This window comes from Koromonas humicola (genome assembly GCF_059726255.1).
The window spans coordinates 1,536,375-1,558,254 of sequence record NZ_AP040873.1 but is presented as its reverse complement, the minus strand read 5'-3'; the positions used below and the strand labels follow the sequence as shown (position 1 = coordinate 1,558,254).

The window sequence follows — 21,880 nt, the reverse complement described above, 5'->3', positions numbered from 1 at the left end:
GCTTTGCAGTAGAATGATCGCAACATGGAGGATGGCTTGCCGAAATTCGAAGACTGTCTCCAAAGACTGGAAGCAATCGTCAAGGAAATGGAACGTGGGGATCTTCCTCTTGAACAGTCATTGAAGCTCTTTGAAGAAGGCGTAGCGCTTTCAGGCGCGTGCCGCAAGGAACTCGAAGAAGCAGAAGGAAAGATCGAGATCCTGATGAGGCAAAACGGGAAGTTGAAAGCCGAGCCCTTCGGCGAGTTGGAAATTAAGTGACGCGTTAGCAAGACCCTTCGCGGCTTATAAATCAAACGGAACGCAAGACCCTTCCGTCACCTATCTGTAAACCAGATGGAGTGTACATCTACGGGAGAGAAGAATGCCGTCACCTGCGGTTGTAGTCGCTCAGAAAGACCCGAATGTCACAAGACATTTGGCAGACGAGCTCCATACACATTTCTCGCGCATTGTAGTGGCAAGTGACGCGCTGGAATTGCGCAACCTCTTGCTGCGTCATCAGGCTCAGCTCGCCGTAGTGGACCTAGAGTTACTAAACGTCGAAGAAGTGCGCCAGCTAGCACACGCATTCTTCAATTTGTCGATTGTATGTACGCATCGCGCGCCTGACGAACGTATGTGGACGACGGCACTGGAAGCGGGAGCCGTGGAACTGTGCGTACCGCAGGATGTCCGCTCGATACTGCGCGCCTCGCGTACGGTGGTGAAGCCTCCACTGACGGTAGCCGCCTAAGAGTTGCTCAGCCCTGCCGCCCGGCAGGGCCTTTTGCTGGTGTGTGTTCCCATAACAGTGTGGTAGCCGAGCGGCTAAGTGGCTGGTACACTTTTAGCGTCCATGTTGAAAGAAATTCTGCTCCAAGGCCAGAAAACTGCCGACGCGGCGCTGGAACGTTTGTTACCGGCCGCCACCCAATACCCTAGCTCCATCCATCAGGCTATGCGCCACAGCGTCTTTGCCGGAGGTAAACGGCTTAGGCCGATTCTGTGCATGGAAGCCGCACGAATGGTCGCGGGAACCATGCCCGACGGTGTGGATGAACTGGGTGCAGCGATCGAAATGCTGCATACCTATTCGCTGGTTCACGACGACCTGCCAGCACTCGACAATGACGATCTTCGCCGAGGGCGGCCTACGTGCCATAAGGCTTTTGGCGAAGCGACAGCCATCCTCGCAGGAGATGCCCTGCAAACACAGGCATACGAGGTGATGGCGCGTCTGAAGTGTCCAGCCGAGGCGCGGGTGCGCATCATAGAAGAGCTGGCGCATGGCACAGGAACAATTGAGGGCATGATCGGTGGACAGGTCGTAGACCTGGAATCTGAACACGTCCGCCCCGACCTGCCTACGCTCGAATACATTCACCGCGCAAAAACCGGAGCACTCATCGTCTCTTCCCTTCTGACGGGCTGCTATTATGCCGAAGCTAAGAACGTGGAAGTCCAGCGTGTGCGCGAGTTTGGACGCTCGGCAGGACTAGCCTTCCAGATCGCGGACGATATTCTTGACGTGACACAGACGAGCGAACAGCTTGGCAAGACCGCAGGCAAGGATCTTGCGGCAGAGAAAGTCACGTACCCCGCACTGTTTGGGCTGGAGAAGGCCGAGGAGATGGCCGCACAGTTGATCCGGAGTGCCTGCTCGACGCTGGACAGTTTCGGCGAACGCGCAAATACTCTCAAGGAAATCGCGCGATACTTGGTCGAGCGAAAGAAGTAGACTTATTCAGCCTATAGTGCGTGAGGTGCTTCCAGATGAGCGTTATCGACGAAGTTCTTGCCTCGAATGCGTTGTACAAGGAAACGCATGACGCCTCACTGTATTCTCCAGAACCGAAGCGCAAGCTCGCAGTCCTGATGTGCATGGACACGCGACTTGATCGTCATGCTTTTGGGATCGATTTTGGCGACGCACATTTCATTCGTAATGCAGGCGGCATCGCGACGGACGATGCAATCCGGTCATTGCTGATTTCGCATTACATGCTCGGCACGCAGGAAGTAATGGTGATTAACCACACCGATTGCGGCCTGCAGAAGGCTACAGAAGACGAGATGCGGGATCTGATTGAGTGCAAAGCAGGCAAACCGGCCAGCTTCCCCATTCGGTTTTACGCTTTCAAGGATGTCGCCAAGAACGTGCGCGAACAACTGGAGCGCCTAGCTTCGCACCCTTGGATCCGTAAGGAACTGGTGATCCGTGGATTCGTGTACGACGTAAAGACCGGGCACCTTACGGAAGTTCCATGGAAACACTCCGGCGAACGATAGAACACGACAGCCGGACACGAACTGAACGCCCGCAGACCTTCCCCCACTGACCTAGACCAGCATTTAGCTCTGGCCCGCCTAGTGTCTCTTGGCGAGAGCTGGACCGCGCTGGGCGGTCCAACCCGAAAAGGCTATTTGAGGACGAGTTCGCGTCGCTCGCCGGGCTGCATCTCCCAGAGCTGGAAGTGCTGGGATTGAGCCGTGGGCTGTAGCTTGTGAGGGTCTCCGGTAAGCACCGGGAAAGTTCCAAAGTGCATTGGAATAACCACCTTGGGCTTTAGCAGCTTGCAGGCATATTCTGCCTCGCGAATGCCCATCGTGAAGTGGTCCCCCATTGGGAGCAGGGCAAAGTCGGGGGCGTAGAGGTCATGGATGATCTGCATATCGCTGAATACTGCCGTATCCCCCGCGTGATAGAGCTTCAGCCCATTGCTGAACTCAAGGACGTATCCACAGGCCTCGCCACCGTAGATGAATGAGCCGTCACCGTCATCGATGCCGCAGGAATGCACAGCATGAACCATGGTGACTTTCACGCCATCAACTTCTTGTGTGCCGCCCTTGTTCATCGGGGAGATATTCTTGGCACCCCTTTTCCCAAGCCATGAAGCGAGTTCATAAATCCCAATGACCTTGGGTTGGTGTTGAAGGCAGACATCAACTGCGTCGCCAATGTGGTCACCGTGTCCATGCGTGCAGAGAAGCACATCGACTTTCTTCTGACGTTTCTCCGATTCCGGGCACTTAGGGTTCCCCTTAATCCAGGGATCAATCAGAAGGGTCTTGCCTTCCTCGGTTTCGATTCTGAATGTGGAGTGTCCCAGCCACGTAAGATAGATCGGCATCTTTCACTTTCCCCTATCGATTGTTGGTTGCCTGCGAAACCGCGGCTGTTGCTAACGCGTTTCGGAGTCCTTCCAGTCGCGGTAACCACCCGCAAGCGATAGAACATTACGGAATCCCATACGCTGAAGCATATAGGCTGCGAGCGCGGAACGGCTGCCACCGCCGCAGTAGAGCACAATCTTGCGATCTTTGTCGGTCGTGACCTGATCGATGTTCATTTCGAGCACGCCACGGGCAATGGTCGCGGCACCGGGAATAGTTCCCTGCCGCCAATCGTCGGGCTCGCGTACATCAACGAGCGAGAAGTCTTCGCCCTTAGACTGCATGTCGCGCAACTCAGAAGCTGAGATTTCGCGAACGTCGCGTTTCACTTCCTTCACCAACTCCTGAAATTCAGGCATCGCCATGGTGTTTATCCTCCCAGGCCCAACATTTTAACCCCAGCGCCGCAACAGAGTTCCATGCCAGCGGCTGGCCTGATGATAGAATCCTCGATGCGGTGGGACTGCGTCGGGCCGTTTGGAGATAACGATTCTTGCCTCCCCCGACAGGCGTTTTCCGGACACATCTGAATGTCGAACCTAGCTCACACACAAGACGAGCGCGAGGACGCGTCGAAGCGCATGGAAAGCTACCTGCTTGAGGTAGCTGATGCCGTGAACACGACGCTCGACTTGGAAACCCTCATGCACCGGGTGGCTTCGATGGTGCGTCGCATCATCAAATACGACGTATTTGCCATTTTGCTGCTGAACGAGCGTCGCCAGGAGTTGCGTATCCGCTTCCAGGTCGGCCACTCGCCCGAGGTCGCAGAGCGGATTCGCGTTAAGGTGGGTTCCGGTATTACCGGGTTGGCGGCGCAACGCGGCGAACCTGTGCTGGTAAACGACGTACTTAATAATCCCGAATACATCGAGAGCGGTGCCAAGGTTTTGTCAGAGCTGGCCGTTCCTCTGATCGTGAAGGGTCGCACGATCGGCGTGATCGACGTCGAGGCCTCCGAAAGCAACTTCTTCACGGAAGAACATCGCAGCCTGCTGATGCTTATCGCATCGCGTGTGGCGATTGGCGTAGAGAATGCACGTCTCTACACCCGCGTGGCGCGACAAGCAAAACAGCTTGTTCTGCTGAACGAAATAAGTCGGGAACTCACATCGATTCTCAATCTTGACCAGCTCTTCAAGCGGATTGGCGACTTGCTGTTGCGGTTGATCGACTACCAGATGTTCTCGATCCTCCTGCTCAATGCCAAGCGAACGAAACTGCAACACCGGTTCTCGCTGCGCTTTAAGGAAAGCGTCCAGCTAAAGCACGAGATACCGCTCGGGCGCGGGCTAGTGGGTTATGCGGCGGAGCAAAATCGCGCCATCGTGGCTCCAGACGTAACTCGCGACGATCGGTATATTCCGCTCAATCCGGAAACAATGAGCGAACTGTGTGTGCCTCTGGTGTACAAGGGCGAGGTAATCGGTGTTCTCGATCTCGAGCATACGAGACGCAACTATTTCACCGAAGAACACGCACGCGTAGTGAAGACGTTGGCCGCGCAGATTGCGATCTCGATGGAGAACGCACGACTGTACGAAAAAGTCGAGCGGCAAGAACATCGTCTGGAAAAGGATTTGCTACTCGCCCGCGAATTGCAGTACCGCTTGCTGCCGCAAAAGGTTCCGGTATTGGAGAAAGCCGATTTCGCTGCGCGTTCGGTTCCGGCGCGCACAATAGGCGGCGATCTTTACGACTATGTTCCGTATGCAGGCACGCCGTTCACAGCGCTTGCGATTGGCGACGTTAGCGGCAAGGGCGCACCTGCGGCCATTTACGAGGCACTGGTGAGCGGCATCCTGCGTTCCGAAGCAGCCGAGGAACCCGGTGCGGCAGAGATGCTTGCGGCAATCAATCACTCGCTTTGCGAGCGCCCCATTGCTGCGCAATTTGTTTCGATCATCTACGCCCTCTGGAACGACGATAACCACACATTGCGAATAGCCAATTCCGGGCTTCCGCATCCTTACCGCTGCAAGAACGGCAAGGCAGAGCGCGTGGAAATCAGCGGAATACCTCTTGGCCTGTTCAACACGGCAGAGTACGATGAAGTTACGTTTCGCACGCGCCCCGGTGAAGTCTACCTGTTCTTCAGCGACGGCATTCCGGACGCGCAAAACGAAGCGGGCGTTGCGTACGGCATGAAACGGCTGGCACGCGTTCTGGAAACCCACTGCAAGGAATCGGCAAACAACATTGTGAATGCCGTCTTCGAGGACGTTAACGAGTTCGTGGGTAACGTGGAAGCGTTCGATGACCAGACCGTCGCGGTGCTGAAAATCAAGGAAACGACCAAAAAGAAGTGAAGATTCGCAAAACCTCCCTCGAGGAGCGTCCCCCGGCTTTTACCTTTGGCGGCAGAAAGCAAGGCCGCACACTGCTCTGCGACGAGATTGAAATCGAACGCCTGGCGAGGCGTTTCGGCACACCGTTGTATGTTTACTCTGCAACCGCCATTCGTGCGCGGGTTGAAACCTTCCAGCGCGCTTTTGCCAAGCAATCACACACGATCTGCTATTCGGTTAAAGCTAATTCGAACATCTCGATCCTGCGCTTGCTTGCTTCGATGGGCTGCGGCTTCGATGTGGTTAGCGGAGGCGAACTACAGCGCGTCGCGCTGGCGGGTAAGCATGCAGCTGAAAACGTGGTCTTCTCCGGCGTGGGCAAGACGGCTGACGAGATGGACCTAGCTCTCGAATCACAGATTTTGCTCTTCAACATCGAGAGCGAAGCCGAGTTGAAACTGCTGGGCGCCCGCGCTGAAAAGCTGAAGAAGACGGCCCGTGTTGCGTTTCGAGTGAATCCCGATGTGAAGGCATCGACGCATCCGTACATCAGCACAGGGCTGCGGCAGCACAAGTTTGGCGTGCCCATCGCTGAGGCGCGTGAACTGTATCGCAAAGCATCTGAATTTACATATCTCGATCCCGTTGGCGTGAGCGTGCACATCGGCTCACAAATCACCGACGTCAAGCCATTTGCCGAAACGATGGAGCGAGTGTTGGCGCTCGTGCGAGATCTTACGGCGGATGGTCTCAATATCAACTTCGTCGACGCAGGTGGCGGGCTGGGAGTTAGGTACGAGAAGTCGAACAAGCCCACGAGCTATACCGAGTTTGAACGTAGTGTAAAGGCTTATGCAGCGGCGTTAACCACACCCTTGCGTCGCACAGGATTGCATTTGCTGCTGGAACCTGGGAGGTCGATCATCGCTCCGGCGGGCGCGCTTGTGACTCGCACTCTGTATTCGAAGGAGAACGGAGGGAAGCAGTTCGCAGTCGTCGATGCGGCCATGAATGACCTGATTCGTCCCTCGCTCTACGGTGCCCACCATGAGATCGTGCCGGTTACCCCTCGCAACAAGAAAAATGGCGTGATGGACGTTGTGGGGCCGATCTGCGAGACAGGAGACTTTTTCGGACGGGACCGGGAGCTACCTCCCGTTGAATCTGGCGACCTGTTGGCAGTGCTTGATGCAGGTGCTTACGGCATGAGCTTGTCGTCGAACTACAACACTCGCACACGTGCTGCTGAGGTTTTGGTAGACGGAAAGAAGGTGCGTCTGGTGCGCAAGCGCGAATCGTTCGAGGACCTAGTCAGAAACGAAATATAAATTAAGAGAATTGCTGGATTCCCAGGGTGACGTCGCGTGCTTACTCTTGCACCACGATGTCACCCGATCCGTTTCAGCCGGAAGAAGCTTCCCCCACAGCCTGCACATGGTGTGGTGATCAGTTGGGGAGAACCGAATTGCCACAGCACAGCAAAGGCGTGTTCTGCTCGCGAAAGTGCGAGATCGAAGCCAAGTTCTGGCTATTTCAGGAATTGTGTGCTATCGAGATCACGCATCCTCGCGAACCTCGTGACATGGGGGACGGCGGCAACCTGTAGATGCGCAGCTCAGTTGCGCAACCAATCTGACTCATATATCACGCGTCCACCAACGATCGTGAGTTCCACGGTCACATCCTGAATACGTGCTGGCTCGATGGAAGAGATGTCCTCGCTGAGCAGGACGAGGTCGGCCAACTTACCTGCCGTGATGCTTCCCTTCTCCTTTTCCTGAAATTCTGCATAGGCCGATCCGAGTGTGTATGCCTCTACAGCTTCTGCTACGGTTAGCTTTTGCTCCGGATACCAACCCTCGGGGTGGCGCCCATCGGGAGTAGCGCGCGTGACTGCCGCATGAATGCTACGCAGCGGCTCAAAAGGCGCAATTGGCCAGTCGGTGCCGAAGGCAAGCCGCACGTTGTGTTCGAGCATGGTTCGCCACGCGTATGAGTTCGCTAGAATTTTTGCGCTTAAGCGCGAATCAATCCAACGGCCGTCGTCAACAGCGTGGTACGGCTGCATTGAGGCTACAACGCCTAGCTCGCCAAATCGCGCAAAGTCTTTGGGTGCTACGTGCTGTGCATGTTCAATTCGAAAACGGCGGTCGCGATTCTGCGGACTAAGTTCTGCGACTAAGTCGAGTACGGCTGAGACTGCGCGATCGCCAATCGCATGGATACACGCCTGCATGTTTGCTGCGTCAAGCCCACGTAACTGTGCACGGATCTTGTCCATGGGAATCATGTCTTCCCCGAGCAAGCCAAACGTGTCAGGCGCGTCCAGATAGGGATCGAACATGTAAGCAGTACTGGAACCGATGGAGCCATCAGCAAAGGCCTTTACCGCTCCGAGTCGTAGCCATGGCGATCCGAACGCACGTCTCAACCCGAGTCTGGCCTGATCTTCCCACATGGCAATCGGCGGAGCAGCGTAGATCCGGGTCGTTAGCTCACCCATTTCGGCGAGTTCGGAAAAGGCACGGAGGTCCTCATAGGAGGTCTTCATGTCCTGCACGCTCGTGACGCCCGATTGGGCTGCATGAGCCATCGCTCTTCGTAGGGCGGACAGCCGCCGCTCGTGAGACATTGGCGGGACTTTTGCAAATGCAGGCACCATCGACGCATCTTTCAGAATGCCAGTAGGTTCCCCCTCAGCATCGCGAAGAATCTCACCGCCGGGAGGATTTGGCGTTTGGCGAGTGATGCCAATAATCCTCAGCGCAGCAGTGTTCGCCAATGCCATGTGAACATCCATGCGCATTACGAGGACGGGAACATCGCCTGATACCTTGTCGATCAGGTGCCGCGTTGGGAGTTCGACGCGCCTGTTTTCGTTTCTCGCCCAGCGCTGTTCGTCCCATGAGCCTCCAGTGATCCACTCTCCGGGAGGCGTCACCTTCGCACGTTGCTCTATGCGGGCGGCAAATTCTTCTGCGCTGCTGCAATCGCGTAGATCAATGCCATCAAGATCAATTCCACCCGTACTGAAGTGAACATGTGCATCGTTGAATCCGGGAAGGAGCAGGCGACCGTGAGCGTCAATGACTCGGGTGTGCTGGCCGCGCCAGCTATCCACTTCTCTTGCAGAACCGACAGCTACAATGCGTTCGCCGACGATGGCAACCGCTTCCGCTGCTGGTCTTGATTGGTCGACGGTGCAGACACGTGCGTTGGTAATGATGAGTTCGGCGGTCACGCCAATAGTGTAAAGCCCGGCCCGCCTGAATGCTTTCTACCGCTGTCCCCACTGGAGTTTGTTTCGCAATACATCGAAGAATGGACGCCGCATACGGAGAAGCTTCACGCGGTACTCTGCTCTGCGACACTCGATGATGTCTCCTTGAGAAACAGGAGTACCGACCTGGCCGTCAATGCTGAGGACTCCATCAGCACCGCTGTCAAGACGAGCAGTAATGAATGACTCGTCACTGACAACCAGTGGACGATGCGTGAGGGAATGAGGGCAGATCGGTGTGAGCACGAACGCCTCTACGGTCGGGATAAGAACCGGACCTCCAGCTGCCAGTGAATACGCCGTCGAACCCGTGGGAGTCGAGATGATGACTCCATCGGCTTGATATTCCACGACGCGCTCGCCATTCAGACACAGACGAAAGCCAATGAGGCGCGCCACCGTGCTTTTGATCACCACATCATTCAAAGCGCGATAGCGAGCGATCTCCTCTCCATTGCGTACCAGCCTGCAGTCGAGAAGTGAACGGGTTTCAATCGGGCAGCGTCCCTCCACAACAGCCTTCAGGGTCGCATACATCTCATCGAGTCTGACTTCGGTCAGGAACCCGAGAGACCCCAAGTTCACGGCGAGCAGCGGAATTTCGGCCGGTCCTATAGCTCGCGCGGCTGAGAGCAGCGTTCCATCACCACCAAGCACGAGGATAAATTCGGGCGAGTACCGCGCCAGTTCCGAACGAGGAACGACAAACTCGTTAGTCTCGTATGCGGCCGTCTGCTGATCGATGTAAACGCGGTATCCCTGGGCGGCGAGCCACCTCAGAGCTTCCGGTACGATGTCGGCCAGCTCCGGCTTGGCTGGTTTCGAGACGATGGCGGCGATCTTCACAGTGATATTTGTACTCCACTCCGCGGGAGTGAGAAAGATGCGTGTAGAAGGAATTCGCGATTCCCCTCTGTGCCAAGAATCGGCGAATCGATGACGTCTATGTCATATCCCCCGAGTGAGGTCACGGCTGCGCGCACCTTGTCTACGGCTCCGAGCTGAGCTTCCTCGCTACGGACGATTCCTCCCTTGCCGACCGCTTCGCGCCCGACCTCGAACTGTGGCTTAACAAGCAGAACCAGCTCTCTGCGAGGCTGTCCTTTATCGGAGAGTGCGGCGGCGATCACGGCTGGAAGCACTTGTGTCGCGGAGATAAAGGAAACGTCCATGGAAATGAACTCGATCGTTTCCGGCACTTGTTGCGGTTCCAGATAGCGCGCGTTGGTCTTCTCGAGTAGCCGTACGCGGGAATCGGCACGAAGGCGTGCGTCGATCTGTCCATAGCCTGTATCGACAGCCAGGACGCTTGCGGCACCGTGCTGCAGCATGCAGTCTGTGAAACCTCCAGTCGAAGCTCCCACATCCATGCACGCGGCACCAGACAGTTGAATATTCCAATGCTTGAGTGCTGCTTCCAACTTCAACCCGCCGCGACTGACATAACGCAGATCACTTCCAAGCAGACGAATCGCGCAATCTTCAGCAACAGACTGCCCAGACTTCGTAACTTTCTGTTCATTCACAAGCACGCGACCAGCAAGAATCAGGGCTTGCGCTCGCTCTCGCGAAGGCAGCAATCCTCGCTCAACCAGAAGAATGTCAATTCGCTTTTTCAAGACTCCTTAGTCTCTCACGAGAATGTCTGACAAAGATTGCGACGAGAATGATGCGATTTCTGCGTCGCACCGCAGATAGTGCAAAGTGGACCAGAGCCAAATATTACAAGCCTCTAGCAAACTACTGCGCAGTTTTCCCTTCGTGATTTCCACAATTGTGTTGAAAGCTCTAGGGCAGATCGCGCTCGGAATCGAGAGCGAATCTGCCCTGTGAGCAAATCCAGAGTAGCACCTGGATGTGTGCAGTTTGGAAAAAGCCGCATGAACACTGGGCCATTTCGAGGTTCTCCAAGGTTTGTCACTGCTATTTCCACATTTGTGTTGAAAAGAGCGCCAGACGCATAAATGGAGCGAAAGTGCAACTCAGAATGGCCGCACCAAATTCAGTGCAGATTGGAGAAACCCGCATGGATACTGGCCAATTCGCGTTCGTCCGAAGGTTCCCCACCGGTATATCCACATGTTTGTTGAAAACATTGAGAATTCAAAGCTAGCCGCACACCCAACTCTCAACGTACTTAGGTTAGAATTACAAAGCCTATTCCAATGCTAGCCAAACACCCCAAAGCCGCCAAAAGAGCGAGCACGAAGCCATTTTCGCTTGTGCCAGCCGAAGCTCAACGATGCATGTATCAAGCACTAAGCACGATGAAGACACGCGTGCGCAGCAAGGCATTCGCATGTGAAGTGTTGGAAATCGCGGCATGCACGGCGATCGATGATCAAGATTCAGTGATACTCGGTTATCCTGCGCCGGGTGCTCTCAAGATGCGTAAGCATGCGAAGATCGCGCGCGCAGCGGGCAAGCCGTTCACTTCTGCAGTAATTGCTGCAGTCGCAGATCTAGTCGAGAACCCGAGGGCAACTGCGCTTATTTGCGCAGGAAAACTCGGCAACACTGTGGCTGCACACAAGGACTACCGCAACGCCTTCGAGTTTGCGTCTCGGCACAAGCTTCCCATCCTGTTTTTGATTTCCGAGGAGCTGCCACCAAAGCGCCCCGAGACCGATCTGCGTGTACTCTCCGCCGAGTTTGGAATTCCAGCATTCAGCGTCGACGCAAATGACGCGATCGCCGCATATCGAGTCACCACAGAAGCTTTGCATCATGCTCGCCATCAGCGCGGACCAAGTATTCTGGCTTCACTGCGGATCGGCGCTAACAAGAGTGCACTTGAGAACCTGCGCGACTACATGGTGCGGCACGGCAACCAGCCGTTCTAATTTCCCCTGGCCCGCGTCAAATGAGGAATCCAATCTTCACCTTTCGTAACACGACAAAGCCGGCGGCGTGTAGTCATATAGTTCTCATGTTGCGGGCAGTATCAGTTAAATTCATCCCCTTGGCTGTGGCATTCCTGATCGTTTGCGTATTTGTCCTGTCCCTGGCAGCCGCATCAACCGTCGTTCACTCCGGAAACACCTGCAGACAAACTCAGGCGACGATTCTGGGCACCTTACTGCGCTGAATCGCAGCAAAATGAAACCGCGCTGCCAGAGCGCGGTTCGTTGTCAATCCTGAAGAAGATTTATCAATAAATTGTCACCTGGTCGGCGGGTGGTTTCAAGCGAATCACCAACTCTTGTGTTGCCTGGTTGATCTCGATGTCCTCGCCGTAGGTCTGAAAACGTGGGGCGAGCACCTGCAGGCGAAGTGTGCCATACGGGATGTCGTCGATAGAGGCCTTACCCTCCTCATTCGTTTTCAGTTGAAAGCCGTCTGAGTCCTGGGTGCCGTCTTTGCGGAGCGAGTGGATTACTACGCTGGCATTTTTGATCGGCTTACCACTCGAATCCCTGAGCACCACAAAGCTCAATTTGCAAAACTGTTCGGGTGCTTTCTTCTTCTTATCGGCACCTGCAAGCAACAGGGGCACAACGAGCAGCGCTGCGATGAGAACGGTGAAACGGAACCTCGAAAGCATGAGAGTATCTCCCGGCCAGAGCACGATGCTGGCAAGTAGGTGCCAGTTCTGGTGTGTTCCATTGTAGTCAGAGACCCGGATAGCGCAACAGATGCCGTTTTTTCCGGGCTGGCCAGAGTGGAAATGGCGATTTCTGATAGGCTTACCGAACGCTAAATATCAGCTCTGATTCTCCATGAAATCTGAGTGAATTACACTCAGAGTGCTTGACACCTGCCGCTCGGAGACGTTAGATTAGCACTCGTGTGGCAGGAGTGCTAACAATCACCCTCCACGGGTGCTGCACCTGTCACTTGGAGTCGCGGCTTTCACCGCACCATTTTTCTTCCGAATCCTGAAAGGAGTTCCGAATGGCAACAGCACTCACAACGAAGCTGACACCGTTGCATGACCGTATCGTCGTCAGCCGTATCGCAGAGGCGGAAACGACCCGTGGCGGAATCATCATCCCTGATACCGCAAAAGACAAGCCGCAGGAAGGCGAAGTGATCGCAGTCGGCAAAGGCAAGTCCAACGATGAGGGCAAGGTGTTCCCGCTGGCTGTGAAGCCGGGCGATCGCATCCTGTTCGGCAAGTACGCTGGAACCGAGATCAAGATCGACGGCGAAGAGCTGCTGATCATGCGCGAAGAAGAAGTTCTCGGCATTCTCGAGAAGTAATTGTCGCGGCAGCAGCCGCCATCATTCAGATTCCCTTCACCAATACAGGTGGAGCAGAACAAGATTCCGATAGGAGCTTTAAGCAATGGCAAAACAGATTGTTCACGGTGAGGATTCCCGTCAGTCTATTCTCCGCGGCGTCAATGTCCTGGCAGACGCAGTTAAGGTCACGCTTGGACCGAAGGGCCGCAACGTTGTTATCGAGAAGAAGTTTGGTTCCCCGCTCATCACCAAGGACGGCGTCACCGTCGCCAAGGAAATCGAGCTGAAGGACACGCTTGAGAACATGGGCGCGCAGATGGTGAAGGAAGTCGCCAGCAAGACCAGCGACATCGCCGGCGACGGCACCACCACCGCGACCGTTCTGGCACAGTCGATCTTCCGCGAAGGCGTGAAGACCGTTGCCGCCGGCGCGAACCCGATGGCTCTGAAGCGCGGAATCGAGAAGGCCATTGTTGCCGTCAACGGTACTGTGGACAAGGAAGGCAACCGCGTTCCTGGCGCTCTCGACAAGCTGAGCAAGCCGGTTGACCGCGAAGAGCTGATCGCCCAGGTGGGCACCATTTCCGCCAACAACGACGAGACCATCGGCCACATCATCGCTGAAGCGATGAAGAAGGTCGGCAAGGACGGCGTGATCACCGTGGAAGAAGCAAAGACCATGGAGACGCAGCTTGAAGTCGTCGAAGGCATGCAGTTTGACCGTGGCTATCTTTCGCCCTACTTCGTGACCGATGCCGAGCGCATGGAAGCTGTTCTCGACAACGCCGTTATCCTGATCCACGAAAAGAAGATCAGCAGCATGAAGGACCTGCTGCCCCTGCTCGAGCAGGTTGCGAAGAGCGGCCGTCCGCTCGTGATCATCGCCGAAGACATCGACGGTGAAGCGCTTGCGACCCTGGTGGTCAACAAGCTGCGCGGCACCCTGAACGTTGCCGCCGTCAAGGCTCCTGGCTTTGGCGATCGCCGCAAGGCCATGCTGCAGGACATCGCGATCCTGACCGGCGGAAAGGCCATCACCGAAGACCTCGGCCTGAAGCTCGAAAACATCACGCTCGCTGATCTCGGCAATGCCAAAAAGGTCACCATCGACAAGGACAACACGACCATCGTCGAGGGAGCCGGCAAGGCAGAGGACATCTCCGGTCGCGTCAAGGAAATCCGTGCGCAGATCGAAAAGACCACCAGCGACTATGACCGCGAAAAGCTCCAGGAACGCCTGGCGAAGCTCGTGGGCGGTGTTGCAGTGATCAAGGTCGGTGCAGCCACTGAGACCGAAATGAAGGAAAAGAAGGCTCGCGTGGAAGACGCAATGCACGCAACCCGCGCTGCGGTCGAGGAAGGCATCGTTCCGGGCGGCGGCGTTGCCCTGATCCGTTGCATTCCGGCCGTGGAAGCTCTGAAGCTGGAAGGTGACGAGCAGATCGGTGCCAACATCGTAAAGCGCGCCCTGGAAGAGCCGCTGCGCCAGATCGTTGCCAATGCTGGTGAAGAAGGCGCTGTCGTCATCGGCAAGATCCGCGACAACAAGGATCAGGCGTACGGCTACAACGCCCAGAGCAGCCAATTCACTGATCTGGTCAAGGCCGGCGTCATCGACCCGACCAAGGTGACCCGCACCGCCCTGCAGAACGCAGGATCTATTGCGGCCCTGATGCTGACCACGGAAGCCCTGATCGCTGAGATTCCGGAACCGAAGCCAGAGCCTGCTGCGCACCCGGGTGCGGGCGGCATGGGCGGAATGTACTAAGCTGTAGAAAGTTGCAGAACAGGAAGCCCCGCCCGAGAGGCGGGGCTTTTTGCGACCAGAGCCGAGTTCCAGACATCCTAAAAAGAGGAAAAGTGACTACAGTCACAATTCTGAAGTCAGGATTGGGTGTATAAGCAATTTATGCAGATCCGCAGACTCATCTCGTCAGCTTTGCTCCTGGCCGTGCTCTTGGCACCGGTCCTGGGGCTGGCGATTTGCAGGCCTGCACAGTCGAGTACTGACGATGGTTGCCCCATGTGCAGCCACAATCAAGATGTAGGCTGGTCCGCTGGACTGCCTTCGCACGCGCCAGCACCTCCAGCAATGCCCTGCTGCCAACGCAAGGCTCCCGCACCTGCCACTAGTGTGTCCGCCGCGCAGATCGTGCCTCCGGTACAGATCGCGCTGATGCCGGCACCGGCGTATTCTGCACAGCGGCCTGTCGCGCCTGCGTCGTGCACCGCAGAGATCAGCACGCCACCCCCCTTGTTATCACCGTTGCAACGCCTCTGCACTTTACTGATCTGAGATCTCTTCTCCGCCGCTGAGTTGCGCCCGACTTTGTCGCGCGCGCATGACTTTGCTATGCACGGAAAAGAGATAAGAAATGTTTAGAGAACTATGCTTGACGCTTGCACTCGCGCCAATGGCGCTGGCACAGGCAAGTACCTCGGGAAGCGCCCAAGGTACGAATCAGGACACTCAGCAGAGCGCGCAACAGGTCGCTACCGGGGCGGCTCTGCAAGCTAACAGTGAGCTCCGCCTGGAGGATGTTGTTCGCGAAGCTCTTGCTGCCAATCCCGGGCTCGGGCGGGCGGCATCACTGGTAGCTGCGCAACGAGCACATGTTTCGCAAGTGGGCGTTCTGCCCGACCCAAATGTAACCCTGTCATGGATGGGGGATCCGGTTCCATTCAAGGTGCAGAATAACGATCCGTCGAGCTATCGCGGACTCACCGTGATGCAGATGCTTCCGCTGGGTGGAAAGCGCGGATTGCAGCGCGAAGTAGCGCGTCGGGATGTTGCAGTCGAAGAGGTCTCGCAGAGCTCAGCACAACGAAATCTAGTTACCGAAGCTAGAGCAGCTTTCTTTGATTATTACTATTACGACCTCGCTCTGAAAATCACGGAACAGAATCATGAAAGGCTCCAACAACTTGCCGACATTACTGAGGGACGCTATCGAGTTGGCAAAGCCATGCAGCAGGATGTGCTCAGGGCTCGGCTTGAAATTTCCATGCTTCTTCAGCGGACGGCCACTCTGCGTCAACAACGCTCGGTGTCAGCTAGCCGCCTGAATACGTTGATGGGTCGTGCGCCCGACTCCCCACTGGCCGCGCCCGCCGAACCCGCTCACAGCTCATTGCCGCCAATGGATGCGCTCGCTCGAGAAGCAGAAGCAAACGACCTCATGCTCGCGCGCGAGAAGCGCATGAGTGAAAAGGAAAACGCCGCGCTAGCTCTGAGCCGCAAGGACGCAGTTCCAGACCTGAACGTCGGCTACATGTACCAGCAGCGTCCGGGCATGCCGGATATGCATGGCATGCAGTTCACGGTGAACCTTCCCTACCTTCATCGCGACCGTTACAAGCAGGAAGTGGTCGAGAGTGAGTTGCGCGTTCGCGCAGCAAAGCAGGGGCAGGAGGCTCGGCGCCTGGAACTGAGCTATGAGCTGAAGCAGGCGTACTCCGTGGCCGAAACCGCGAAGCAGATGCTCGACCTCTACGATCAGGCGATATTGCCTCAGGCACGGCTGGCACGAGATTCCGCGCAATCCTCGTACACAGTGGGCTCTGTTGATTTCCTCACGGTGCTCACCAGCTACACAGCTATCTATTCATACGAACTTGACTACTACCGTCAGCGCGCCGATTACGAAATCGCTATCGCGCGCATTCACGGATTTACCGGCGACATGGAAGCGCCAACCGGAACGGAGGCACACTAATGAATCCCAAAATTCGCACCATTGCCCGCCTGGGCGCTGTAGTAGCCGCCGTCGCCCTCATTGCGTTTCTTGTCTATGGGAAGCGTGCGGAATTACACAGCTCGCACACGGTCGCGCAGGCAACCGCGTCGACAGCGACTTCGGAGCCACAAAAGAAGATTCTGTACTGGTATGACCCAATGCATCCCGCCTATCACTCGGACAAAGCGGGCATCGCTCCTGACTGCGGGATGGAACTCGTTCCGATGTATGAATCAAAAACGCCATCGGAACAACCAACAACCGAGCAGGGACTCATCCACATGCCCACCACCCAGCAGCGTGCGCTCGGTGTGCGCCTGACCACCGTAGATGAACAGGACGTCAGCCGCACGCTTCGCACTTCGGGCGTAGTGACTGCCGATGAAACGCGCATTGGACACGTACACGTGAAGACTGCGGGATGGGTGGAGGAAGTTTACGCAAACTTCGTCGGCCAGCTCGTAAAAAAAGGCCAGCCACTCTTCACCGTGTATAGCCCCGACCTCGTCGCCACGCAACAGGAGTACTTGATCGCCAGGCGCGGGATGCAGGAGCTTGGGAAATCGCAGTACGAAGATGTGGCGAAGAGTTCGCAATCGCTGATGGCTTCCGCACGGGAGCGCCTGAAGCTGTGGGACATGACGGACAAGCAGATTGCCGAACTCGATCGCAGCGGCGCGGTAAGCAAGACGATCACCGTGTACTCGCCCGTAAGCGGATACATCACAGACCGCAAGGCTTTCCCACACACCTCTACATCGGGCGATACAGACCTCTATACGATTGCCGATCTTTCGCGCGTATGGGTGACGGCGGACGTGTTCGAAGCCGATCTCCCCTATGTGAAGGCTGGGCAAACGGCGATCATTCACTTCCCTTACGCGCCGGGAAAAGGTATCACCGGACGCGTTGCCTATACATTCCCCGTGCTCGATCCGCAAACGCATACGGCGAAGATCCGCATCGATGTTGCGAATCCAGGCATGGTGCTAAAGCCAAATATGCTCGCCGACGTGGAACTCAAGATTAACTACGGCCACCACATCATTGTGCCCGCCGAAGCAGTCCTCAATAGCGGCACGATGCAGACCGTCTTCGTCGCGCAGGACGATTCGACGTTTGAACCGCGTGCCGTCACGATCGGCGCAACCGTCGATGGCAAGACCATCCTGACTTCAGGCGTGAACAAGGGCGAAACCATTGTCCAGAGCGGCAACTTCCTACTCGACTCGGATACGAAGCTTAATGCTCCGATGAACATGGGAGGCATGAAATGATAAGCGCAATCATAGAATTCAGCGCTCATCATCGTGTCTTGGTGTTGATCCTTGTCGCGCTGGCCGCCGTGTTTGGCTATCGCGCGATGACCAACACCAAGCTGGATGCCATCCCCGACCTGAGCGATACGCAAGTCATCGTGTATGCCAAGTGGGATCGCAGTCCTGACATTATCGAAGACCAACTCACGTATCCGATTACGTCGGCGCTCCTCGGAATGCCGAAGGTAAAAGATATTCGCGGCTTTTCTGACTTCGGATATTCCTATATTTACATCGTTTTCGAAGAAGGAACCGATATTTACTGGGCGCGGTCGCGCACGCTCGAGTATCTGAACTCCATCACGTCACGACTCCCAAAAGAGGCGAGCATCGAGCTTGCAAAGGACGCGACTGCGGTGGGGTGGGTGTACCAGTACGCTCTCATCGACGACACGGGGCAATACAGCCTTGAGCAGATGCGGAGCTATCAGGACTGGTATCTGCGGTACTCGCTGCAATCGCTGCCCGGCGTAGCTGAAGTGGCACCTGTTGGCGGCTTCGTTCGCGAGTACCAGGTGAACCTCGATCCGAATCGTCTGCAGGCTTACAAACTTCCGGTGAACGCGGTCGCTGACGCGATCAGCAAGTCGAACAATGACGTTGGCGGACGACTTGTCGAGTTCAGTGGGCGCGAGTACATGGTGCGCGGCCGTGGTTACCTGCGCTCGCTTGATGATATCGGCAACATCGTTCTCATCAATAACGCTCAGAGCGGAACTCCCGTTCGTGTTCGCGATGTTGCGACGGTCACCTACGGTCCGGCGATGCGGCGTGGCGTCACCGATCTGGACGGCAAGGGCGAAGCCGTCGGCGGCGTGGTTGTGATGCGTGTGGGCGAGAACGCAGAGAAGGTCATTCAACGTGTAAAGAAGCAGATCGAGCTTGTACAGCCATCGCTGCCCAAGGGCCTGCGCATCGTGCCTGTTTACGACCGTTCTGAGCTGATCAATCGTGCGGTCGATAACCTGCGCCATACGTTGGTAGAGGAACTGATCATCGTCAGCCTGGTGATCCTGATTTTCCTGTGGCACTTTCCGAGTGCTGCGATTCCGATTATTACCATTCCGGTGACCGTGCTAATCGCCTTCATTCCACTTCAGCTTTCGGGAATGACGGCAAACATCATGTCGCTGGGCGGAATTGCGGTAGCGATTGGTGCAATGGTCGATGCCGCGATCGTTGTCGTTGAGCAGACGCACAAGAAACTTGAACACTGGCAAGAAGGCGGGCGCAAAGAGGATTACCGGCGCGTTGTGATCGATGCGGTGAAGGAAGTCGGTGGGCCAAGCTTCTTTGCTCTCCTGGTGATCGCTGTCTCGTTCCTTCCAGTCTTCGCTCTTGAAGCGCAGGAAGGCCGCTTGTTCAAACCGCTGGCGCTCACGAAAACGCTGGCAATGGTCATTGCTGCGTTGCTGGCCATCACGCTCGACCCTGCAATGCGCCTGATCTTTACGCACATGAAGGAGTACAACTTCCGCCCGAAGTGGCTGTCGCGAGTGACTAATGCGGTGCTCGTAGGCAAGATTCGGAGCGAAGAAGAGCATCCGATCAGCAAGCCTTTGATGAAAATTTATCAGCCGGTAGTCGAGTTCTCACTGGAGCATAAGTGGATTCCGATTACTGCCGCCCTGGTGCTGATGGCAGTGACCATCCCGGTGTACAACAGACTGGGATCGGAGTTCATGCCCCCGCTAGACGAGGGCACGCTACTCTACATGCCCACCACGACTCCGGGTATCTCCGTTGGACAGGCGAGTTTGCTGCTGCATGAGCAGGACCGAATTCTCAGCAGCTATCCGCAGGTAAAATCGGTCTTCGGCAAGGCTGGACGCGTCGAGAGTGCGACCGATCCGGCTCCGTTCTCGATGATGGAAACTGTTGTTGTGCTGAAGCCCCGAGATGAGTGGCCAGTTCAAGAACGCTGGTACACACATCACATGCCGCAGTGGACGCACTCGGTTCTGAGCCGCATCTGGCCCGACCGCCAAACGACCAATGAACTGATCTATGGCCCCGGTGGTCTCAACGAAGCACTCACCTTCCCCGGCGTTACGAATGCCTGGACGATGCCGATTAAGGGTCGTATAGACATGCTTACCACCGGCGTGCGGACCCCTCTCGGCATCAAGGTTCTTGGATCGAGCCTGGAAGAGATTGAGCATATCGGTCACGACGTAGAGCAGACACTTCACAGTGTGCCGGGAACGGCCAGCGTGTACGCCGAACGCACCACAGGTGGATACTTCCTCGACTTCGATCTGAAGCGTGATGCGCTTGCTCGCTACGGTCTCAACATCGATGATGCACAATCCGTCATCATGTCCGCCGTTGGAGGACAGACAGCTACGACCACGGTCGAAGGTCGCGAACGCTATGCGGTGAGCATCCGCTACTTGCGCGGATACCGCAGTGACTTGCAATCGCTCGAACGCGTGCTCGTGCAGATTCCTAACGGCGCCCAGGTTCCGCTCGGAGAGCTTGCGACGCTGTCCATGCGTACCGGACCTGGGATGATCCGGGATGAAAATGGGCGGCTGAGTGGCTACGTATTTGTCGATGTAGCTGGACGTGACATCGGCAGCTACGTTGCCGACGCGCAACGCGCGGTGAATTCGAAGGTCAACGTGCCCACTGGCTATCAACTTGTATGGAGCGGTCAGTACGAGTCGATTCAGCGCGTACGCGAACGGCTGAAGATTGTGCTGCCTATTACGATCTTTGCTGTGTTCCTGCTGCTGTACGCAAACACGGGCTCCGTCGTAAAGACATCTATCATTTTGCTGGCAGTGCCCTTCTCTGCAATCGGCGCCATATGGCTGCTGCATTGGATGGGTTACAACATGAGCGTTGCCGTGTGGGTCGGTTTAATCGCTCTGCTCGGAGTCGATGCCGAAACTGCTGTGTTTATGCTGTTGTACTTGGATCTCTCATGCGCAGAGGCGGCAGCGCGTGGCCAACTCTCATCATGGAAACAACTGCGCGATGCTATCGAGCATGGAGCTGTGAAGAGACTCCGTCCCAAGGTGATGACCGTTGCCTGCATGATCTTCGGACTTCTTCCCATCCTGTGGTCAACCGGAGCTGGTGCGGATGTCATGAAGCGCATCGCAGTGCCAATGGTGGGCGGAATCGTAACGTCGTTCCTGATGGAGTTGATCGTGTATCCACCACTGTTCGCGATTTGGAAGTGGAACTTCGAACTCCGACCTGCGATTCGACGCTCGGCGGCATTGAACGGAGTACCGGAAAACGAAATTGATCATGTCACGATGTAAGGCGTGATTCTCGATATTCAACAAGGTTGAACGATTCGAAACAATTAAAGGAGTAACACGATGAAAAAGATGTTTGCCTCTCTCATGCTTCTCAGTGCAATGGCGCTTCCCGCGCTCGCCGCACCGACGACCGTCACCGGACTGATCACTGACGATATGTGCAAAGCTGGTAAGCACATGATGCCCGGCAAGTCCGATGCCGAGTGCATTCGTGAGTGCGCAAAGCATGGAGCGAAGTTCGCGGTAGTCGCAAACGGAAAGACATACGTCCTCGCCGGCAAGACCTCTGAAGTCAGTGCACTGGCAGGCAAGAAGGCGACAGTGAGCGGCAACCTGAACGGAAATACGTTGACTGTAACTTCTGTGGCAGCCGCGAAGTAGTTTTCGTCATCTCAGTCAATTGAGGTGCAACGCCATCAGGCACGTTGGTGCTTGCACCCACGTTTCAATGGCGAAACGCAGTTCAGAGCTTGACTTTGCCCTGTGCTTTCGCTATCTTCATCACACTTACATGCGAATTACTATGACATCCCGGACAATGACAACAGGCACAACAACATGCCTGACACCGGGCGCATGTGAGTTCCGCGAAGAGATCAGCTAAACAAAACTGATTCGCACACTTCCAGAACCCATC

At 56.0% G+C, this 21,880-nt stretch carries 21 protein-coding genes; 14 read left to right on the top strand and 7 right to left on the bottom strand.

Annotated elements, in window-relative coordinates:
* Positions 1-36 precede the first annotated feature (36 nt).
* The 4 genes from AC6IZD_RS06790 to AC6IZD_RS06775 all read left to right on the top strand — a co-directional run bounded on the left by AC6IZD_RS06790 (position 37) and on the right by AC6IZD_RS06775 (position 2,271).
* Positions 37-261, top strand: coding sequence for an exodeoxyribonuclease VII small subunit (locus tag AC6IZD_RS06790; protein WP_497786931.1), 225 nt, complete (start codon positions 37-39; stop codon positions 259-261).
* Positions 262-364: 103 nt separating this feature from the next.
* Positions 365-736: a hypothetical protein gene (locus AC6IZD_RS06785; protein WP_497786930.1), complete on the top strand. Its 372-nt coding sequence runs from the start codon at positions 365-367 to the stop codon at positions 734-736.
* A gap of 102 nt (positions 737-838) precedes the next feature.
* A complete protein-coding gene (locus AC6IZD_RS06780; protein ID WP_497786929.1) occupies positions 839-1,720 on the top strand; it encodes a polyprenyl synthetase family protein in 882 nt (293 codons plus the stop codon).
* Between the two features lie 35 nt (positions 1,721-1,755).
* Positions 1,756-2,271 (top strand): beta-class carbonic anhydrase, encoded by a 516-nt coding sequence (locus AC6IZD_RS06775; RefSeq protein ID WP_497786928.1) that lies wholly within the window; start codon positions 1,756-1,758, stop codon positions 2,269-2,271.
* Positions 2,272-2,402: 131 nt separating this feature from the next.
* Here the strand turns inward: AC6IZD_RS06775 and AC6IZD_RS06770 are convergent, their stop codons facing one another.
* Both AC6IZD_RS06770 and AC6IZD_RS06765 read right to left on the bottom strand, forming a co-directional pair.
* Entirely contained in the window at positions 2,403-3,116 is a 714-nt protein-coding gene (locus tag AC6IZD_RS06770) for a metal-dependent hydrolase (protein ID WP_497786927.1), read from the bottom strand.
* Positions 3,117-3,167: 51 nt separating this feature from the next.
* On the bottom strand, positions 3,168-3,524 hold the full coding sequence (locus tag AC6IZD_RS06765) for a rhodanese-like domain-containing protein (RefSeq protein WP_497786926.1): 357 nt from the start codon (positions 3,522-3,524) through the stop codon (positions 3,168-3,170).
* Positions 3,525-3,689: 165 nt separating this feature from the next.
* Between AC6IZD_RS06765 and AC6IZD_RS06760 the strand changes: the two genes are divergently transcribed.
* From AC6IZD_RS06760 to AC6IZD_RS06750, 3 genes are all read left to right on the top strand, one after another.
* Positions 3,690-5,468, top strand: coding sequence for a GAF domain-containing protein (locus AC6IZD_RS06760; protein ID WP_497786925.1), 1,779 nt, complete (start codon positions 3,690-3,692; stop codon positions 5,466-5,468).
* Complete coding sequence (gene lysA / locus AC6IZD_RS06755) at positions 5,465-6,775, top strand: diaminopimelate decarboxylase (protein WP_497786924.1); 1,311 nt, start codon at positions 5,465-5,467, stop codon at positions 6,773-6,775. Before AC6IZD_RS06760 ends, lysA begins: the two co-directional genes overlap by 4 nt.
* Positions 6,776-6,912: 137 nt before the next feature.
* Complete coding sequence (locus AC6IZD_RS06750) at positions 6,913-7,053, top strand: hypothetical protein (RefSeq protein ID WP_497786923.1); 141 nt, start codon at positions 6,913-6,915, stop codon at positions 7,051-7,053.
* Between the two features lie 9 nt (positions 7,054-7,062).
* On the opposite strand, the gene AC6IZD_RS06745 is transcribed toward AC6IZD_RS06750, so the two are convergent.
* The 3 genes from AC6IZD_RS06745 to AC6IZD_RS06735 are packed head-to-tail and all read right to left on the bottom strand — an operon-like array spanning position 7,063 to position 10,346.
* Entirely contained in the window at positions 7,063-8,688 is a 1,626-nt protein-coding gene (locus AC6IZD_RS06745; protein WP_497786922.1) for an amidohydrolase, read from the bottom strand.
* A 36-nt stretch (positions 8,689-8,724) separates the two neighbouring features.
* Positions 8,725-9,573 carry an NAD(+)/NADH kinase gene (locus AC6IZD_RS06740; RefSeq protein ID WP_497786921.1) on the bottom strand — a complete coding sequence of 283 codons (849 nt, stop codon included), beginning with the start codon at positions 9,571-9,573 and terminating at the stop codon, positions 8,725-8,727.
* Positions 9,570-10,346, bottom strand: a complete 777-nt coding sequence (locus tag AC6IZD_RS06735) for a TlyA family RNA methyltransferase (RefSeq protein ID WP_497786920.1) — start codon at positions 10,344-10,346, stop codon at positions 9,570-9,572. The genes AC6IZD_RS06740 and AC6IZD_RS06735 overlap by 4 nt, the downstream gene beginning before the upstream one ends.
* A 627-nt stretch (positions 10,347-10,973) precedes the next feature.
* Here AC6IZD_RS06735 and AC6IZD_RS06730 point away from each other — a divergent pair.
* Positions 10,974-11,570, top strand: coding sequence for a thiamine pyrophosphate-dependent enzyme (locus AC6IZD_RS06730; RefSeq protein WP_497786919.1), 597 nt, complete (start codon positions 10,974-10,976; stop codon positions 11,568-11,570).
* 308 nt (positions 11,571-11,878) lie between these two features.
* Here AC6IZD_RS06730 and AC6IZD_RS06725 read toward each other — a convergent pair whose 3' ends face one another.
* Entirely contained in the window at positions 11,879-12,271 is a 393-nt protein-coding gene (locus AC6IZD_RS06725; RefSeq protein WP_497786918.1) for a carboxypeptidase-like regulatory domain-containing protein, read from the bottom strand.
* Positions 12,272-12,621: 350 nt separating this feature from the next.
* Here AC6IZD_RS06725 and AC6IZD_RS06720 point away from each other — a divergent pair, with 350 nt between their 5' ends.
* Both AC6IZD_RS06720 and groL read left to right on the top strand, forming a co-directional pair.
* Positions 12,622-12,930: a co-chaperone GroES gene (locus AC6IZD_RS06720; RefSeq protein WP_497777531.1), complete on the top strand. Its 309-nt coding sequence runs from the start codon at positions 12,622-12,624 to the stop codon at positions 12,928-12,930.
* An 85-nt stretch (positions 12,931-13,015) separates the two neighbouring features.
* Complete coding sequence (groL, locus tag AC6IZD_RS06715; RefSeq protein ID WP_497786917.1) at positions 13,016-14,680, top strand: chaperonin GroEL; 1,665 nt, start codon at positions 13,016-13,018, stop codon at positions 14,678-14,680.
* Between the two features lie 269 nt (positions 14,681-14,949).
* On the opposite strand, the gene AC6IZD_RS06710 is transcribed toward groL, so the two are convergent.
* Entirely contained in the window at positions 14,950-15,156 is a 207-nt protein-coding gene (locus AC6IZD_RS06710; protein WP_497786916.1) for a hypothetical protein, read from the bottom strand.
* A 131-nt stretch (positions 15,157-15,287) separates the two neighbouring features.
* On the opposite strand from AC6IZD_RS06710, the gene AC6IZD_RS06705 reads away from it, so the two are divergent.
* From AC6IZD_RS06705 to AC6IZD_RS06690, 4 genes are read left to right on the top strand one after another with little or no spacing between them, the layout of a single operon-like run.
* Positions 15,288-16,628 carry a TolC family protein gene (locus AC6IZD_RS06705; protein ID WP_497786915.1) on the top strand — a complete coding sequence of 447 codons (1,341 nt, stop codon included), beginning with the start codon at positions 15,288-15,290 and terminating at the stop codon, positions 16,626-16,628.
* Positions 16,628-17,926, top strand: coding sequence for an efflux RND transporter periplasmic adaptor subunit (locus AC6IZD_RS06700; protein ID WP_497786914.1), 1,299 nt, complete (start codon positions 16,628-16,630; stop codon positions 17,924-17,926). Before AC6IZD_RS06705 ends, AC6IZD_RS06700 begins: the two co-directional genes overlap by 1 nt.
* Complete coding sequence (locus AC6IZD_RS06695) at positions 17,923-21,243, top strand: efflux RND transporter permease subunit (RefSeq protein ID WP_497786913.1); 3,321 nt, start codon at positions 17,923-17,925, stop codon at positions 21,241-21,243. The genes AC6IZD_RS06700 and AC6IZD_RS06695 overlap by 4 nt, the downstream gene beginning before the upstream one ends.
* A gap of 60 nt (positions 21,244-21,303) precedes the next feature.
* Positions 21,304-21,624 carry a hypothetical protein gene (locus AC6IZD_RS06690; RefSeq protein ID WP_497786912.1) on the top strand — a complete coding sequence of 107 codons (321 nt, stop codon included), beginning with the start codon at positions 21,304-21,306 and terminating at the stop codon, positions 21,622-21,624.
* Positions 21,625-21,880: the final 256 nt, after the last annotated feature.